The sequence below is a fragment of the Pseudomonas sp. W2I6 genome (genome assembly GCF_030815935.1).
Taxonomy (GTDB): domain Bacteria; phylum Pseudomonadota; class Gammaproteobacteria; order Pseudomonadales; family Pseudomonadaceae; genus Aquipseudomonas.
In genome coordinates this window covers 2,894,042-2,910,800 of sequence record NZ_JAUSXJ010000001.1, presented here as the reverse complement: position 1 = coordinate 2,910,800, position 16,759 = coordinate 2,894,042, and the positions used below count along the sequence as shown (strand labels likewise).

15 protein-coding genes are annotated in these 16,759 nt (G+C 62.2%); 4 read left to right on the top strand and 11 right to left on the bottom strand.

Annotated features, from left to right (window positions below):
• The first annotated feature begins 219 nt into the window (after positions 1–219).
• Positions 220–1,119 carry a lipid A hydroxylase LpxO gene (gene lpxO, locus QF039_RS13675; RefSeq protein ID WP_008436177.1) on the top strand — a complete coding sequence of 300 codons (900 nt, stop codon included), beginning with the start codon at positions 220–222 and terminating at the stop codon, positions 1,117–1,119.
• Positions 1,120–1,137: 18 nt separating this feature from the next.
• On the opposite strand, the gene ligD is transcribed toward lpxO, so the two are convergent.
• Positions 1,138–3,636: a DNA ligase D gene (gene ligD / locus QF039_RS13670; protein ID WP_307518838.1), complete on the bottom strand. Its 2,499-nt coding sequence runs from the start codon at positions 3,634–3,636 to the stop codon at positions 1,138–1,140.
• An 11-nt stretch (positions 3,637–3,647) separates the two neighbouring features.
• Positions 3,648–4,496, bottom strand: coding sequence for a Ku protein (locus QF039_RS13665; RefSeq protein WP_003218456.1), 849 nt, complete (start codon positions 4,494–4,496; stop codon positions 3,648–3,650).
• Positions 4,497–4,692: 196 nt separating this feature from the next.
• On the opposite strand from QF039_RS13665, the gene QF039_RS13660 reads away from it, so the two are divergent.
• Positions 4,693–5,013: a hypothetical protein gene (locus QF039_RS13660; protein ID WP_003218454.1), complete on the top strand. Its 321-nt coding sequence runs from the start codon at positions 4,693–4,695 to the stop codon at positions 5,011–5,013.
• Positions 5,014–5,043: 30 nt separating this feature from the next.
• Positions 5,044–6,204: a PQQ-dependent sugar dehydrogenase gene (locus QF039_RS13655; protein WP_003218452.1), complete on the top strand. Its 1,161-nt coding sequence runs from the start codon at positions 5,044–5,046 to the stop codon at positions 6,202–6,204.
• Between the two features lie 126 nt (positions 6,205–6,330).
• Here the strand turns inward: QF039_RS13655 and QF039_RS13650 are convergent, their stop codons facing one another.
• Positions 6,331–6,810: a nuclear transport factor 2 family protein gene (locus QF039_RS13650; RefSeq protein ID WP_102604993.1), complete on the bottom strand. Its 480-nt coding sequence runs from the start codon at positions 6,808–6,810 to the stop codon at positions 6,331–6,333.
• A gap of 32 nt (positions 6,811–6,842) precedes the next feature.
• Positions 6,843–7,394 (bottom strand): TetR/AcrR family transcriptional regulator, encoded by a 552-nt coding sequence (locus tag QF039_RS13645; protein ID WP_102369151.1) that lies wholly within the window; start codon positions 7,392–7,394, stop codon positions 6,843–6,845.
• 125 nt (positions 7,395–7,519) lie between these two features.
• On the opposite strand from QF039_RS13645, the gene pssA reads away from it, so the two are divergent.
• Positions 7,520–8,863 (top strand): CDP-diacylglycerol--serine O-phosphatidyltransferase, encoded by a 1,344-nt coding sequence (pssA, locus tag QF039_RS13640; protein ID WP_307518832.1) that lies wholly within the window; start codon positions 7,520–7,522, stop codon positions 8,861–8,863.
• 18 nt (positions 8,864–8,881) lie between these two features.
• Here the strand turns inward: pssA and QF039_RS13635 are convergent, their stop codons facing one another.
• The 7 genes from QF039_RS13635 to QF039_RS13605 all read right to left on the bottom strand — a co-directional run bounded on the left by QF039_RS13635 (position 8,882) and on the right by QF039_RS13605 (position 16,724).
• The gene (locus tag QF039_RS13635; RefSeq protein WP_008436193.1) at positions 8,882–9,325 is read right to left on the bottom strand and encodes a hypothetical protein; all 444 of its coding nucleotides are present in this window, start codon (positions 9,323–9,325) and stop codon (positions 8,882–8,884) included.
• A gap of 107 nt (positions 9,326–9,432) precedes the next feature.
• On the bottom strand, positions 9,433–10,653 hold the full coding sequence (locus tag QF039_RS13630) for an MFS transporter (RefSeq protein ID WP_003218442.1): 1,221 nt from the start codon (positions 10,651–10,653) through the stop codon (positions 9,433–9,435).
• A 3-nt stretch (positions 10,654–10,656) separates the two neighbouring features.
• Positions 10,657–11,436 carry an ABC transporter ATP-binding protein gene (locus QF039_RS13625; protein ID WP_003218440.1) on the bottom strand — a complete coding sequence of 260 codons (780 nt, stop codon included), beginning with the start codon at positions 11,434–11,436 and terminating at the stop codon, positions 10,657–10,659.
• 26 nt (positions 11,437–11,462) lie between these two features.
• On the bottom strand, positions 11,463–12,530 hold the full coding sequence (locus tag QF039_RS13620) for an iron ABC transporter permease (RefSeq protein ID WP_023658859.1): 1,068 nt from the start codon (positions 12,528–12,530) through the stop codon (positions 11,463–11,465).
• Positions 12,527–13,642: an ABC transporter substrate-binding protein gene (locus QF039_RS13615; protein ID WP_003218435.1), complete on the bottom strand. Its 1,116-nt coding sequence runs from the start codon at positions 13,640–13,642 to the stop codon at positions 12,527–12,529. Before QF039_RS13615 ends, QF039_RS13620 begins: the two co-directional genes overlap by 4 nt.
• Entirely contained in the window at positions 13,639–14,490 is an 852-nt protein-coding gene (locus QF039_RS13610) for a PepSY domain-containing protein (protein ID WP_003218433.1), read from the bottom strand. Before QF039_RS13610 ends, QF039_RS13615 begins: the two co-directional genes overlap by 4 nt.
• Before the next feature lie 5 nt (positions 14,491–14,495).
• Positions 14,496–16,724: a TonB-dependent siderophore receptor gene (locus QF039_RS13605; protein ID WP_307518825.1), complete on the bottom strand. Its 2,229-nt coding sequence runs from the start codon at positions 16,722–16,724 to the stop codon at positions 14,496–14,498.
• Between the last annotated feature and the right edge of the window lie 35 nt (positions 16,725–16,759).

The window sequence follows — 16,759 nt, the reverse complement described above, 5'->3', positions numbered from 1 at the left end:
TCTTCCTGGCACACTCACTGGACACCTTTTCACAAATCTTGATTAACCTTTGGTTACAAAGTGTGGCTAAAATAGCTGCCAATGGCCACGACCGGATTGTCACCCAGCCGTTCGTGTTGCCGGTTTTGTGAATTGTGATTTCAGGTGCTGCATCTTCAATCCTCGGCCGTTGTGGGCACGCGGGAGCAGCCTGTTCTCTTCTGACTTGTGACGAATACCTTGAAACTCATCATTGTTGCTCTCTACGTTGCCTCTATTGCGTATGTCCACCTGCGTGGCCGGGTGCGCCACAAGCTGGGGCGCCAGCTCAGTGATCACTCGACCTTCCTGGCTCCGGTGAACTGCTTTCTCTACCTCTTTTCCAAACTGCCCAGCCGACCGTACCTGTCCCCCAGCGACTTTCCCGACCTGAGCCCGCTTCAGGAGCATTGGCAAGAGATCCGCGAGGAAGGCCAGAACCTGCTGCGCGCAGGCGAGATCAAGCGCTCCGACCAGTACAATGACGTGGGTTTCAATTCGTTCTTCAAGTCGGGCTGGAAGCGTTTCTATTTGAAGTGGTACGGCGACAGCCATCCTTCGGCGATGAAGCTGTGCCCGCGCACCACCGAGCTGGTGCAAAGCATCGGCTCGATCAAGGCCGCGATGTTTGCCGAGCTGCCACCGGGCTCAAAGCTGGTACGCCATCGTGACCCGTATGCCGGTTCCTACCGTTACCACCTGGGCCTGGACACGCCCAACTCCCCGGGCTGCTACATCAACGTGGACGGTGAAAACTACTACTGGCGCGACGGTGAACCGGTGATGTTTGACGAGACCTTCATCCACTACGCCGAAAACACCACCGAGCAGAACCGGATCATTCTGTTCTGCGATATCGAACGGCCGATGAAGTACCGCTGGGCGGCCGCGTTCAACCGTTGGTTCAGCCGCAACGTGATGGCTGCGGCCGGTTCGCCCAACGATGCCGGTGACAAGACCGGCGGCCTGAACCGTGCGTTTACCCGCCTGTACAAGATTCGCCTGCGGGGCAAGGAGTTGAAGAAACGCAACCGCACCCGTTACTACCTGGAAAAATGGGCGATCTTTGCCGGCCTGGCCGCGATCTTCATCCTCATCTGAACCGGGCAGCGGAGCGCATCAGCCTGGCGGATGCGCCCCCAGCTTCTCCCACATCTTCTTGCTGATCTTCTGCCGATTGGCATAACCCGCCCACGGGTCCTTCTTCAAACCCTGCAAACGCTCGTGCAGGTTAGCCACCGTCCATTGTTGGGCGCTGTGCAAACTCTTCAACTCATCACGACTCACCGGTACCGATACCGGCAGGCCGGGCCGCGCCCGCACCGAGTAGGCGGCTACCGTGCTGGCGCCCCGGGCGTTGCGCAGGTAGTCGATGAAGATCTTGCCCACGCGATTCTTCGGGCCCGAAGTCGCGGTAAAGCGTTCAGGCAACTGCAGCGTCATGAACTGGGCGATGGCCTTGGCGAAGGCTTTTACCGAGTCCCAGCCATCGCGGCGCGCCAGCGGCACCACCAGGTGCAGGCCTTTGCCGCCGCTGGTCTTGACGAACGCTTCAAGCCCCAGTTCATCGAGTACCGACAAGGTCAGTTGCGCCGCTTCAAGCATGCTTTTCCACGGCAGTGCCGGGTCCGGGTCGAGGTCGAGCACAAACAGGTCCGGGGTTTCAATCTTGTCAGCGGTAGCGCCCCAGGTATGCAACTCGACGGTACCCATCTGCACGGCACCGATGAGCGCGGCCGGGCTGTCGATTTCCATCAGCCGCGCATGGCCCGGGTCCAGGGCCTGGTCCAGTTGCTTGATATTCGGGATCGCCAGGCGCTCGGAGTGCTTCTGGAAAAACTGTTCGCCGGCAATGCCTTCCGGTGCCCTGAGCAAGGACACCGGCCGGTTGCGCAGAAAGGGCAGGAGCCATTCGCTGATGCCCTCATAGAACTGTGCCAGTTGCAGTTTCTGTGTAGCGCTCTGGGCATCGATGACTCGGTCCGGATGGGTAATCCTGACCCCAGCCACGGCGCCGGTGCCCGCCGTCTTTTTGCGGGGTTTTTCCTTCAGCGATTTGGCCGTCCGCGGCTGCTCATGCACAATCTGCTCCGCCGGCTTGTCGGTGCGCAGCCCGACAAACGCCGCCTGGCGCACCACACCTTCGCGGGTCCATTCGGCAAATTGCACTTCGCCCACCAGCTGCGGCTCGACCCAGTGCACGCCGCGTGCCTGGGCACTGGTCAGGGGCTTGGCCAGCGGTGAAGTCTGGCGTTCCAGCGCCTTCAACTGTGCACTGATCTTTTTCAGCGCGGCCTGATCGAATCCGGTACCTACGCGCCCGGCATACACCAGGTCGCTGTCATCATTGACCGCCAGCAACAGCGCGCCAAACCCGCTGCGTGAACCTTGCGGGCGAGTGAACCCTACGATCACGAATTCCTGGCGCAGCCGGCACTTGAGCTTGATCCAGTCCGGGCTGCGCCTGGAAACGTAGGGGCTGCCGGCACGTTTGCCGATCACGCCCTCCAGCGCCAGGTCGCAGGCACTTTCGAAGATATCCCGCTGGTTGGCAGCAAAGGACTCGGAGAAGCGCAGCAGCTTGCTCTTGCTGCGGCTAACCGCGTCCTTCAGTGCGGTGCGGCGCTCTTCGACAGCGGCTTCGCGCTGGTCGCGGCCGTCCAGGAACGGCGCATCGAACAGGTAATAGACAATGTCCAGGCTGCGGCCGATATCAAAGGCGTTTTGCAGCGCCTGGAAATCCGGCAGCCCGTCGGCGTTCAGGCTGACCACCTCACCGTCAAGCCAACTGTCCTTGAGCTTCAGGGCTTCCAGGGCCTTGGCCTGGCGTGGCAGGCGATCGGTCCAGTCATGGCCATTGCGGGTGAACAGCCGAACTTCGCCATCGCGAATCCGCGCGAGGATGCGATAGCCGTCGAATTTGATCTCGTACACCCAATCGCCTTCCGGTGCACGGTCCACCAGTGTCGCCAGCTGTGGCGCGAGTTGATCGGGCAGGTCGGTTGAGGGCTTGCGCCTGGCTTTCTTCGGCGCTGCGGGCTTTTTCGCAGCCCCCACCGTTGCGTCGCTCAGCACGCTTTTCGGTTCAGCCTGGACCACATCGTAGTCAGCCACCGGGCGTGCCTGCTGATCGTTCTCCTTGATCAACAACCACTGCTCCTTGTCGCCGCTGCCCTTGAGTCGGGTGCGCACCAGCGTCCAGTCGCCTGCCAGTTTTTCGCCGATCAGGCTGAACTTCAGCTTGCCGGCCGCGTAGGCCTTGTGCGGGTCATCGTGGGGCTGCCATATACCGCGATCCCACACGATCACATCGCCAGCGCCGTATTGGCCTGCCGGAATGCTGCCCTCGAAACTGCCGTAGCCCAATGGATGATCTTCCACATGCACCGCGAGGCGCTTCTGGCTCGGGTCGAGGCTTGGGCCCTTGGGCACCGCCCAGCTTTTGAGGACGCCGTCGAGTTCCAGGCGAAAGTCATAATGCAGGTTGCGCGCATCGTGCTTTTGAATCACGAACGACAGGGCATGCGCCCGGTTCCTGGCGCGAGGCGCACTGCCGGCGGGTTCGGCGGTCACGTCGAAGTCGCGCTTGGCGTTGTATTCACTCAGGGGCTTGGCCATGGCGGTCTACCTCATGAAGCCTTGCTGGTCTTTTTCGCGGCAGGTTTCTTGGCTGCAGCCTTGGTCGCGGGCTTGCCGGCCAGGCTGCGCTTGAGCAACTCCGTCAGGTCTATCACGTCCGCAGATTTGCGCTCGTCGACACCTTCGCTGGATTCCACGTCTTCGATCTTGCCGGCCTTGGCCTTCTTCGCCACCAGCGCCATGATCTTTTCCTGGAAGCTGTCGCGGTATTCGTCCGGCTGCCAGTCGGCACTCATGTCTTCCACCAGACGCTTGGCCATGTCGAGTTCGCCCTTGGCCAATGTCGGTTTGGTCACGTCGCTGCCCAATTCCAACTCGTCCAGGCCACGCACTTCGGCAGGCCAGCGCAGCATCACCAGCACCAGCGCCGACTCCAGCGGCATCAGTGCCGCCAGGTGCTGCTTGGTGTGCAGCACCACGTTGGCCAGGGCGACCTTGCGGGTTTTCTTCAGGGTTTCGCGCAGCAGGGCATACACCTTGCCGCCGCGCTTGTCGGGGGCCAGGAAGTAGGGCGTGTCGATGTTCTGCAACGGGATCTGGTCGCTGGCCACAAACGCGATGATTTCGATGGTCTGGGTGGACTTGGGGTGGGCAGAGCGGATTTCATCTTCGCTGAGGATCACGTAGCGACCTTTCTCGTAGGCCACGCCCTTGACGATATTCTCCTTGGTGACTTCCTTGCCCGTGGTCTTGTTGATGCGCTTGTAACCCACCGGGTCCATGCTGCGTTTGTCCAGCCAGTCGAAGTCGACGCCCTGGGAGGACGTGGCCGAGACCAGTGACACGGGGATGTGCACCAAGCCAAAACTGATTGCGCCTTTCCAGATAGCCCGTGGCATGTCGGTATTCCTGAAGTGTGTGGTCTTCAGGTGACAGGGCGGATTCGGCAAAAGTTTCCCTGGCCAGCCGGCTGGCACCAGGGTTTCAGACAGATCGTGTTACACCTGATGAGAAACTATTTAGTTACCAACGTCGAACCCAAGGCGTAGCGTGTTATCGAAAGCACGTATTACTTGCGTCCAGAGAGGCTTTGTCATGAACACCCGTTTGCGCAACCTTGCCGTATTGGCGTTGGGCCTGGCCTTGAGTTCGTTGGCACAGGCGCAAAACCTGCCCGGCACCAGCAACAACCCCTACAACGGCCCCATCCACCAGGCCAATCCCAACAGCATGCAGGGCACCCAGCCCAACGCGCCGGCAGCGCGAGGCACCTATATTCCGCCGGCACAGCGGCCGCCGACCCTGCAAAACGGCGGTATCGGCAACAGCGTCCAGCGCCGTGACGGCGCGCAGACCCCGCCGGCTATCCAGCCCAAGACTCCCACCCGTGACGCCAATGGCAATCGCGGCGATTGAGTGTGTAAAGACGACAAGGAAACCCACCGTATGCTGTTACGCAAAACCCTTCTAGCGACCTTCTGCGCCGCTGCCTTGCTGCCCCTGGCGCTGCCTGTCTCGGCGGCCGCCACCCAACAGTTTCCCAGCGAGCAAGGGAGTATCACCGTCACCCCGATTGCCAAGGGCCTCGATCACCCGTGGGCGGTGGCGTTCCTGCCGGACAAGCAAGGCTTCCTGGTCACCGAACGTCCCGGCAACCTGCGGTTTGTCAGCCCGGACGGCAAACTGTCCGCGCCCCTGAGTGGCGTGCCGAAGGTGTTTGCCAAAGGGCAGGGCGGCCTGCTGGACGTGGTGCTGTCACCGGACTTCAAGGAGGACCGCCTGGTGTACCTGTCCTACGCCGAGGGCGGCGGCACGAATGGCACTGCAGGCACCGCAGTCGGGCGTGGGCGCTTGAGCGATGACCTGAGCGGCCTGCAAGACTTCAAGGTGATCCTGCGTCAGGAGCCCAAGCTGTCCACGGGCAACCACTTCGGCTCGCGGCTGGTGTTTGACCGCGATGGTTACCTGTTCGTGACCCTCGGGGAAAACAACGACCGCCCCACCGCCCAGGACCTCGACAAGCTGCAAGGCAAAGTGGTGCGGATCTTCCCGGACGGTCGTATACCTGAAGACAACCCCTTCGTCGGCCAGGAAGGCGTGAGGCCGGAAATCTGGTCCTACGGCCAGCGTAACCCCCAGGGTGCGGCACTCAACCCGTGGAGCGGCACACTCTGGGAAAACGAACATGGCCCGCGCGGCGGGGATGAAATCAACATCATCGAGCGGGGCAAAAACTACGGCTGGCCCCTGGCAACCCATGGCATCAACTATTCCCTGACGCCGATTCCCGAGGCCAAGGGCAAGACAGTCGAAGGCACCGTTGCACCGCACCACGTCTGGGAAAAATCCCCGGGTGTGAGCGGCATGGCGTTCTACGACGCTGACCGGTTCAAGGCCTGGCAGCACAACGTGTTTATCGGGGCATTGGTCAGTCAGGAGTTGATTCGCTTGCAGTTCGATGGGGACAAGGTCATCCACGAAGAGCGACTGCTGGGTGGCCTGAAAGCGCGGATCCGCGATGTGCGCCAGGGCCCGGATGGTTACCTGTATGTGCTCACGGATGAAGATAACGGCGTGTTGTATCGGGTGGGTTTGAACCAGGACTGACGGATACGGCAAATACCAATGTGGGAGCGGGCTTGCTCGCGAAAGCGGTGGGTCAGTCGCTGGAGATGTTGGCTGAGCCATTGCCTTCGCGAGCAAGCCCGCTCCCACAGTTGTGTAGCGTCGAGCCTACAACCCAAGCTCCGACAACCCCGGATGCTCATCCGGACGCCGCCCCAGCGGCCAGTGGAACTTGCGCTCGCTTTCCTTGATCGGCATGTCGTTGATGCAGGCAAACCGGTTCGCCATCAAGCCGTTCTCGTCAAACTCCCAGTTCTCGTTGCCGTAGGAGCGGAACCAGTTGCCGGAGTCGTCATGCCATTCATAGGCATAGCGCACCGCAATGCGGTTGCCGGTAAACGCCCACAACTCCTTGATCAACCGATAATCCAGCTCTCTGGCCCATTTGCGGGTCAGGAAGGCCTTGGCCTCTTCGCGGTTGTGGGCGAACTCGGCACGGTTGCGCCATTGGGTATCCAGGGTATAGGCCAGGGACACCCGTTGCGGGTCCCGGGAGTTCCAGCCGTCTTCGGCCAGGCGAACTTTCTCAATCGCCGACTCACGGGTAAACGGCGGCAACGGCGGGCGTATTTCAGCAGTGGATGACATGGGACGGCTCCTTCACAGGTTTAAAGGTCAGGTCAAAGTTGCAATAGGGTTCGCGCCATGGATTGCGCATTATCGGCAGCGGTGGTGTCGCCCATCACCAGGGCAACGGTAATGGCGCCATCAATCAGGATCAGCAGGTGCGCGGCCTGGCGTTCCGGGTCGGGGGTGCCATGTGCTTGACACAGTTCGAGGGCGTACTCGAACAGTTTCTGTTTATGGGCCTTGGCCAGTTGGCGCACCGGGTTGTGCGGGTCGCCGGTCTCGCCGCTGGTGTTGATGAAGGCGCAGCCGCGAAAGTCGTCGGAGCCGAACCAGGTTTTCAGCGCACTGAACACACCCAGCAGGCGCTCGCCCGTGGTGGCATGGCGTTCAACTTCGCTGCGCAGCCAGTGCATCCAGCGCTCGTCGCGGCGTTGCAGGGCGGCAATCACCAGTTCGTCCTTGTTGGCGAAGTAGCGGTAGACGCTCTTTCTGGAGACGCCGGCGGTTTTCACCAGAAGATCCATGCCGGTGGCAGCGATGCCATTTCGGTAGATCAACTTTTCGGTAACGTCGAGGATAATGTCGCGAGTGATATCGTTCATGGAGATTACAGTAGAACGATCGTTCTCCTTGGTCAATTAATTATTTTTAACCCTGGGCGGGAAGACCTGAGCCAGCCCATGGTGTAAGCTCTGGAGTCCTTCGGATTCGACCCATTGCGAGCCCTATGCCGTCGTTATTCAAACGCTCCCTGTTGCCCAAGCTGCGCGGTTTTCCCCTCACGCCCGACGCGATCGAGGTGCTGTCCGGCGCCGCCGAGTACCGCCGTTGCCTGCTGGAGAAAATTTCCCAGGCCACCCAGCGCATCTACATCGTAGCGTTGTACCTGCAGCAGGATGAGGCGGGGCAAGAGATCTACGACGCGTTGCACGCTGCCAAGGCCGCCCGGCCTGGGCTGGATATCGTGGTGGTGGTCGACTCGCTACGGGCCCAGCGCGGTTTGATCGGTGCCGGCAAGCAACCGGGCAACAGCGCCTGGTACCAGGCAATGACCGAGTCCCACAGCACCGAAGTGCCGGTGTACGGCGTGCCGGTGCAAACCCGCGAACTGTTCGGCGTGCTGCACCTCAAGGGCTTTGTGATCGATGACAGCGTGCTGTACAGCGGCGCCAGCCTGAATAACGTGTACCTGCACAAGTTCGACAAATACCGCTACGACCGTTATCACCTGATCCACAACAAGGCGCTGGCCGACTCGATGCAGCACCTGGTGGAGCACGGCCTGGTGGCCGCCAAGGCGGTGCATCGCCTGGACCTGCCCAACCCGCCGACCACCCGCAGCCTGCGCAACGACATCGGCGACCTGCGCAGCCGCCTGAAACACGCGGTGTATGACACCACGGCGGGGCAGTTGCCCAACGGCAGCCTGACGGTCAGTCCGTTGCTGGGCGTGTGCAAGAACAACCCCCTGAGCCGGGTGATCTGCGAGCTGATTGCCAGCGCCCAGCACCAGCTGACTATCTGTACGCCGTACTTCAACCTGCCGCTGCCGGTGACCCGGGAAATCAACCGCGCCCTGGCGCGCGGGGTGAAGATCGACATCATTGTCGGCGACAAGACCGCCAACGATTTCTACATCCCGCCGAGCGAGCCGTTCAAGGTCATCGCCGCGCTACCGTATCTCTACGAAATAAGCCTGCGTCGCTTCGCCAAGCGCCACCAGCGCATGATCGACAGCGGCCAGCTGAACCTGCACCTGTGGCGCGACGGCGACAACACCTACCACCTCAAGGGCATGTGGGTCGACCAGCGCTACACCTTGTTGACCGGCAACAACATCAACCCGCGAGCGTTTCGCCTCGACCTGGAAAACGCCTTGCTGATCGATGATCCGAAGTGGCAGTGGGTAGGGCCACGGCGCACCGAGCTTGCCGAGATTTTCCAGCACACCTCGCGTATTGAACGCTACCAGCAGCTGGAAACCCTGGTGGAGTACCCGGCGGCCGTCGGCAAGTTCTTGCGCCGGGTCAGCCGGGTGCGGATCGAGCGTTTGCTGTATCGGATTTTGTAGGGCCCGTGACCTTGCAGGTTAATCCGGAATCGACCTGACAAGAATGTTGTCCAAGTCGTAGCGATGGGGTTCGCTGCCTGCACTTCTTGACCAGAGTCTGATTGAGATTGGGTGAGTGCCTCCGTCCTCTTTCACGTACGGAAGAGGGACAGTCAGGCGCGTCCAGCCGGGAGACGGTGGATGTGGCCCGTATGCTTGCTCCAAGCCTCCCGCCAACACGATGATGTCCGTTTCCGATAGGGTCCGGTATTCAAAGATCACTGTGTATTCAGTGCCCTTTATGAATGAGTAGGACTTGGAGATACCCATCTCATGAACCGCATCGGATGCATTGGTGAGGTAGAACTCGTGATCGTTCCCAGGCGTCCGTGGCTCAAGCTTTGCGGTGTCTGGGCGGTCCGGGTGCCAGCCATTCCAATTTCTGTCAGTAAATGTCGTCAAGTCATTCAGGTCGTCGCTCATGGTGCTTGTCTTCAGAAAAGGTAGGTGGCCTCAGCTAATGCTGTGGCCACGCGCTTTATCAGAGGCTTTTCAGGGATGGACGTCTACTTTCAGAAATAACAGGTAGCTCAACCTGGGGTGTTACCTGGTTGCCGTGCCGCCGGCCAGCACGCGATCAATAGCAGCAGCGCCGCCGCCACCAAGTAGGGCAGGCGAGGTTCGATCGCGTAGATCAAGGTCCCGGCCAACGGCCCGACCACCACGCCCAGGCCTTGGGCCGCACCCACCGAACCTGCCGTGGCGCCTTGCTCCGACGCATCCACCGCATTCGCCGCCAGCGCCGCGAAAGACGGGAAGATCCAGCCCATGCCGGCCGCGGACACAAAAAAGCACAGCCACAGGATCCAGGCCGTATCAGCGAACATGCTGCCGGCAAATCCCAGGGCTGACACCACCGCACCGATGCGAATCATCCGCAGCGGCGGCCACTCCAGTTTGCGCACTACCAGTTGCGAACAGATCAACGCCAGCCCGACCATGGTCAGGGCGATACCGGCAGTTTGTGCCGCATCGGCCGGGTTCATCTTCAAGCGATCCAACGCGAAAAAACCCACGGTTATCTGCGCGATCGACACACACAGCATCGCGACAAACGCCACCACCAACGGTCGACGCAGGCGTGGGTCCGAGAGGTTGACCGGCTTGGGCGGCTGCTTGAGGTGCAGCTCCTGGCGCGGCAATTTGGCCAGCAGCAACAAGAATCCCAACAGCGGTAACACCGCCATCGCATAAAACGGCAGGCTCAGGCTGTGACGCGCCAACAGCGCAGCAATCGCCGGGCCCAGCACCAGGCCGCAGGCGTTGGCGGCGCCCAGGGAAGCCATGGCCTTGGCGCGGTGCTCAGGCTCAATGTTGTCGGCCACCAGCGCATAGCCGCCCACCGGTATCGCAGCGTAGAACACGCCGATCAGGCCACGACCCAGAATCAGCCCGATAAACGCCAACATGGCCGATGGCAGCAGTTGCAGGGACGCATCGATAAACACGCACAGCGCCCAGTAGGCCAGGGTGAAACCACCGGTGCCCAGCAGCAGCACACGGCGCCGGCCCAGTCGGTCACTGGCCTGGCCCCATGGACGAGCCAGAAGCATCCAGATCACCCCGGACACGGTGACCGCCGCACCTGCCTGCCAGGTGGCCAGGCCAAGCACCCGAGCGATCGGGCCAATCAGCGAGACAAATGCCATCATCGCCATGGTGCAGGCCATGTTGGCCAACAGCAGCGGCCTCAGGTTGAATGGGCGGTCAGTGTGCAAAGTCGCGAGTGCAGCGTCTTGGGAGCTGTTCATCGGTTATCCAAGGGCAGGAGAAAAGGGCAGTCGTGCATCCACCATCACCAGCGGGCGGCCATGCACCTGTTCCAGGCGGCCACTCACACCATAGACGTTTTTCAGCAACGCCTGATTGATCACCACTTGCGGTGGCCCGGCAGCGGCCAACTGACCGTTGTGCAACACCACCACCTGATCACTGAAGCCCAGGGCGAGGTTGATGTCGTGCACCACCACCAGGGTGATCAGGTTGCGTTCGCGGGTGGCCTGGGTGATGGCTTCCACCACCTGGCACTGGTGATACAGGTCCAGGGCGCTGGTGGGTTCGTCCAGCAGCAACACCCGAGGCTGGCGCACCAGGGCCTGGGCCAGGCCCACCAGTTGGCGCTGGCCACCGGAAAGTGCATCGATCGGGCGGTCGGCGAGGGCGGTCAGGTCGAGGTCGGCGAGGATTTTTTCCACGCCCTTGAGCACCGTCGGGCTCGGCCGCCCAGGCGCAAAACCCGCGCCGCGATGGCCGGCCATGGCCGCACTCAGTACCGCTTCGAAGGCGCACAGGCGCGTACGCTCCGGCAGGCTCTGAGGCAGGTACACCACTTGTTGCGCGCGCTCGACTTGCGGCAGGCGATTGAGATCGACACCCTCCAGCCAGATCTGGCCGTGCGCCTTGTGCAGTCCGGCGATGCCACGCAACAAGGTCGACTTGCCGGCAGCGTTGGGGCCGATCAGCGCGGTGATGGTGCCGGGCAGCAACGCCGGCAGATGAATGTCCTGCAGCACGCTGCGACTGCCGTAGTGCATGCTCAATGCTTGTGTGCTTAATCCGGTCACAGAGCACCTCGGCGGTTACGCATCACAATCGCCATGAAAAACGGAATTCCCACCAGTGCGGTGACAATCCCCACCGGAATCAACACGCCGGGCATCAATGCCTTGCTGGCAATCGACGCCATCGACAGGATCAAGCCACCGCTGAGCACGCTCGCTGGCAGGAACAAGCGGTGATCTTCACCCACCAACAGCCGCGCGATATGCGGAGCAATCAGCCCGATAAAACCGATAGTGCCGACAAACGAAACCGCCAGCGCCGACAGCAGGCTGATGCGCAGCAACGACAGCACCCGCAGGCGGCCGACATCAATCCCGAAACTGCGGGCGCGTTCCTCGCCCAGGGTCAGGGCAGTCAACGCCCAACTCTGACGCAGGGAAAACGGCAGGCACAGCAGCAACGCCGCAGCGAGGATCGCGAGCTTTTCCCAGGACGCCCGGGCCAGGCTGCCCAGGGTCCAGAACACCAGTTGCTGAAGGCTGTCCTGGCTCGCCACAAACTGCAGCAGTGCCACCAGCGCATTGAACGCAAACACCAGGGCAATCCCGAACAGCACCAGGCTCTCCACACCAAACCCACGCCAGCGTGCCAACAGATACAGCAATGCCACCGATGCCAGTGCGAACAGAAAGGCGTTGGCCGAAATCAGGTACTGCGCCGGCACGCCAGGAATGCCCATCCCGAGCACAATGGCCAGGGCTGCACCGAAGGCGGCGGCGGCGGAAACGCCGAGGGTGAACGGGCTGGCCAGCGGGTTATCCAGCACCGTCTGCATTTCGGCGCCGGCCAGGGCCAGTGCCGCGCCCACCAGTACCGCCATCAACGCGTAAGGCAGGCGCACATTCCATACGATCACCGCCTCCACCCGCGGCATCGAAGCCGGGTCCCACAGCACTTGCAACAGGCGCGTCAGGCTCATGCCGGAAGGCCCGGTGGTGATGTCCACCGCCAGGGAAACCACCAATGCCAACGCCAGCGCCGACAACAGCAATACCCGTCGTCCATGGCGGTGGCGATAGCGCTCACCTGCGCCATCGGCGCTCGCACAGGCTTGCACCTGCGTCACGGCACAAGGCTCGTGGTGAATACGCCGCTGGCCGGAATTGGCATAAAGCGCCGGTACAATTCGGCTCGGGTCTGTTCCGGATCCAGGTCGGCGAACAACTCAGGATGCAGCCACTTGGCCAGGGCCTGCACTGCGATCAAGTGTTCCGGCGAGTCATAGAAAATATGCCAGAGGCCATGCACGTTGCCTTCACGTACCGCCCGCAGTTCATTCAGCGGCGCGCGCTGGGACACTTGCTTGAGGCTGTCGTTGGCCTGCTGCGGCGTGGCCGAATAGCCGAGGGTCACACCGCCCTGGCCGTGGCCGAATACGCCGGTGGCGACGTACACATCCGGATCGCTGGACAGAATGTATTCGACGTTCAATGTGCCGATCGGGCCGGGAATGCGCCCGTCGGCGATGTTCCGGCCACCCGCGAGCTTGATCATTTCCCCGAAGTTGCCGGTGCCCGGCGAACCACAGCAATCCTGCAGGCCGGCGAGCATGTCGATGAAGATCTTCGGCCGTTTTACCGTCCCGGCCTTGGCCAGGGTATCGGTGACCTTGGCCAGCGAGGCCTGGTAAAACGCGATGTAGTCCTCGGCTTGTTGATTACGGTCCAGAGCCTTGCCCAGCAGGCGCATGCTCGGCACCGTGTTGCTCAGCGGATGGTCGCTGAAGTCGACGAAAATCACCGCCACGCCGGCCGCTTCCAGCTGCTTGACCGCCTCGCTGTCGGGGCTCGGGCCATGGCCGCCGCTCAAGGCCATGATCGCCAGGTCCGGGTGTACCGCCAGGGCCTTTTCCACACTGAAGGTTTCGGCGGAGGTGCCGCCTACCAACGGTACGTTGTCGGCTTCGGGAAAGTGCTTCTGGAACGCGGCGTAACCCTGCACGTCCAGGCCGCGAAAATCCCCTTGCCAGCCGGCGATGCGGGTAAACGGGTTCTTGCCTTCAAGGAGCGACAGCGAGTAGATCATCCGGCCTTCACCCAGCAGGATATGCGAGACCTTGTCCGGTACGTCGACCTTGCGCCCCGCCAGGTCGGTGACGGTGTGGGCGCAGGCCAGGCCGCTCATTAACAGGCCAAGACCGAGCAGCAGGCCGCGTTGCAACAACAGAGGGTGTTTCATGAACAATTTCCTTGAACAGTTGGGCGCACGTGGCGGACGCGTTTGCGCCACCACAACAACAGCCCGGTGAGATAGAGCAGCGGCAATGCCAGGCCGCAAAGAAAGGCCAGGGCCGCGCCGGGCAACCCGAGCAACAGGTGGCCGTGGGCGGCGGAGAACAGCGGTTTGATCGCGGCGGGGTTGGCGAAGAACCAGTCGGGCCGGGCCAGCCAGGCGCCGCTGCCGGCAATCACCGCCAACGGCAGGCACAGCCAGGCGGCTGCGACGTTGTGCCATTCCCGCAGGCGGCGCAGGCCCTGGCTGCCCGGGCGCAAGCTGGCGGCTTTCCACCAGCTGCGCCGCCCCGGCCACCACAGGTACAGGCCGCTGCCCACCGAGCCCAGCAGCACCAGGCCACAGGCAAACAGGGCGACGGCGCCAATGGGCGGCGGCAACAGCAGTGCCCGGTGCAGCGCCACCAGCTTCGCCAGCCACAGGTCATCGAACACAAAAAATGCCCGTGGCTCGGCACTGTAGGGATCGATCATCGCAATGCCGATGCCGGGCCGATCCTCCAGGGCTCCGAAGACGATCGCGTTGTCCGATTCCAGGAAACCCTGGCGCGGTTTTGCGGCGCCAAAGACTTTCTGAAATTGCGGGTAGGCACCCAGTGCCGCGCTGATCCACTGCGCGTCATCCAGCAGTGCGCCGTGTTCAACCGGAGCCAGGTCCAAGGCCTGGCTGCCGACCTCCCAGCGCAGGATCGGCCCCTTGAGTTCCAGCAGCGCACCGCTCAAGCCAATCAGCGCCAGCAGCAGGCCGACGCTCAGCGCCAGCCATCGATGCACACGAAGCCACCACCCACGCATGGCAGTTACCAGCGATAGCGCAGGCTGGCGATGACACTGCGGTCATACCCGGCACTGCAACTGGAGAGGGAGCAGCCTTCGTAATAGTGCTTGTCGGTCAGGTTGGTGGCATTCACCGCCAGGCGCAGGCCCTTGGCCGCCGGGATCAGCTTGTCGAAATCGTAGTGCACCGCCGCGTCGAGCAAGGTGTAGGAGGGCACGCTCACAGTGTTGGCAGCATCGGCCTCGGTGGAACCGATATAGCGTACGCCGACGCCAAATCCGAGCCCGGTGAGCTGGCCAAAGGGCAGGGTGTAGTCAGCCCACAACGACGCCATTTTTTCCGGGGTGTCGGTGGGGCGGTTGCCTTTTTCCAGCGGGTTGTTGCTCTTGCTGACTTCGGCGTCGTTGTAGGTCAGGGTTGCCAGCAGGTCCAGGCCCTTGGCGAGGCTGGCCTTGCCTTCCAGCTCCACGCCGCGCACGTTGACCTCACCGGTCTGCACGCTGTTCAGCGGGTTGCTCGGGTCGGTGGTCTTGACGTTCTGCTGGGTCAGGTCGAACAGCGACAGGGTGATGTAGCTGTCGATCCCGGGCGGCTGGTACTTGATGCCGACTTCCGACTGCTTGGCGGTGCTCGGTTTGAAGCTGGTGCCGTAGAAATCAGTGCCGAGCACCGGGTCGAACGAGGTGGCGTAGCTGATGTACGGCGACAGGCCGTTGTCGGCCAGGTAAACGAGGCCTGCACGGTAGGTGAACTTGTTGTCGTCCTGCTTCTGCCCGGTATCGGTCAGGCGGTTGTCGGTGCGCGCACTCGAATGATCCTGGCGACCGCCGACGGTCAGTACCCAACGGTCGTTGAACGTCATCTGCTGCTGGGCGTAGAGCCCGGTCTGGTCGGCGCGCTGCAAGGTGCTGGCGAACGGGGTGTTCGGCGCGAACACACCCCCGTGCACCGGGTTGTAGATGTCGATCGACGATGCCGCGCCGCCGTTGAGGTAATAGTCTTCACGGGTGCGCCGGTAATCGACCCCCAGCAGCGACACCATCTGCACCTCGCCAAGGTTCCAGCGGGCCTGGGCATTGTTGTCCAGGGAGTACACGTCGCCGACGATGCGGAAGCGGTAGGCCGACCGGTTCAAGGTGCGCAGGTCCGGCGCCAGGGACATGCCGCTGGCGGTGTTGGTCAGCAGGTTGACGTGGCCATAACGTGCGCTGGAATTCAGGCTCCACACATCGTTGATCCGGTGCTCCAACAGGTAGCCCAGCGAGTATTGCGTGCGGCCGTTGTCCAGGCCGGGTTCGTCGAGAAAGACGTTGTGTTTGACCTTGCCATTCGGGTTCGGCTTGAGCGTGCCCACCGTCGGCAGGAACACCCGGGGCGCGCCGAATTCATCCTCCGAGTAATCGGCCAGTACGGTCAGGCTGGTGTCGTCGTTCGGCCGCCAGGTAAACGATGGCGCGATGAAGGTTTTGTCGTCCTTGATGTGATCGAACTGGGTGCCGCTGCTGCGCTCCAGGCCCACCAGCCGATAGAGGAATTGCCTCTGGTCATCCAGTGGCCCGCTGAAGTCGAACTGGCCCTGGGCGCGGTCGAAACTGCCGCCCTGGAGCTGCACTTCATGGAACGACTGGTCCAGTGGCCGCTTGCTGATCTGGTTGACCACACCGCCCGGTGCGTTCTGGCCGAACAACACCGAGGCCGGGCCCTTGAGCACGTCGATGCGTTCCAGGCCATAGGCTTCGGCTTTTGGCCAGGCCTGGGTGGTGGTGCCACGTAAGCCGTCGCGCAACATGCCGGTGCTGGTCACGTCGAAGCCGCGAATCGAGAGGTTGTCGAAGCGCTGGCTGGCGGCGGTAGTGTTGGCCTGCACGCCGGCCGTGTAGCGCAACGCTTCGCTCACCGATTGCACTTGCTGCGCGTCCATCTGGTCGCGGGTCACTACGGAGATCGACTGGGGGATTTCATTGAGCGCGGTGTCGGTCTTGGTCCCGCTGAGGCTACGCTTGGCCACGTAGCCGGCCTGTTGTCCGGTGGGGCTGTCGGCTTGGGTCCCGGTGACCACGCTGCTGTCGAGCACCAGGGCGTGATCGGTGTCCGCCTCGGCGGCCTGCACAAGGTTCATCTGGGTCAGCGACAGGCCCAGGGCAACGCCATGGATCAGGGTTGCCAAGGGCTTGCGACTGGTTTTCAAGTGCGGGACTGCGGTATCGATTGGCAAATCTGGGGTGTCTCGGTACAGAACGCGGGTGCCCATGCTTCACTCCATGATGAGGTGTTCAATGCGAATGC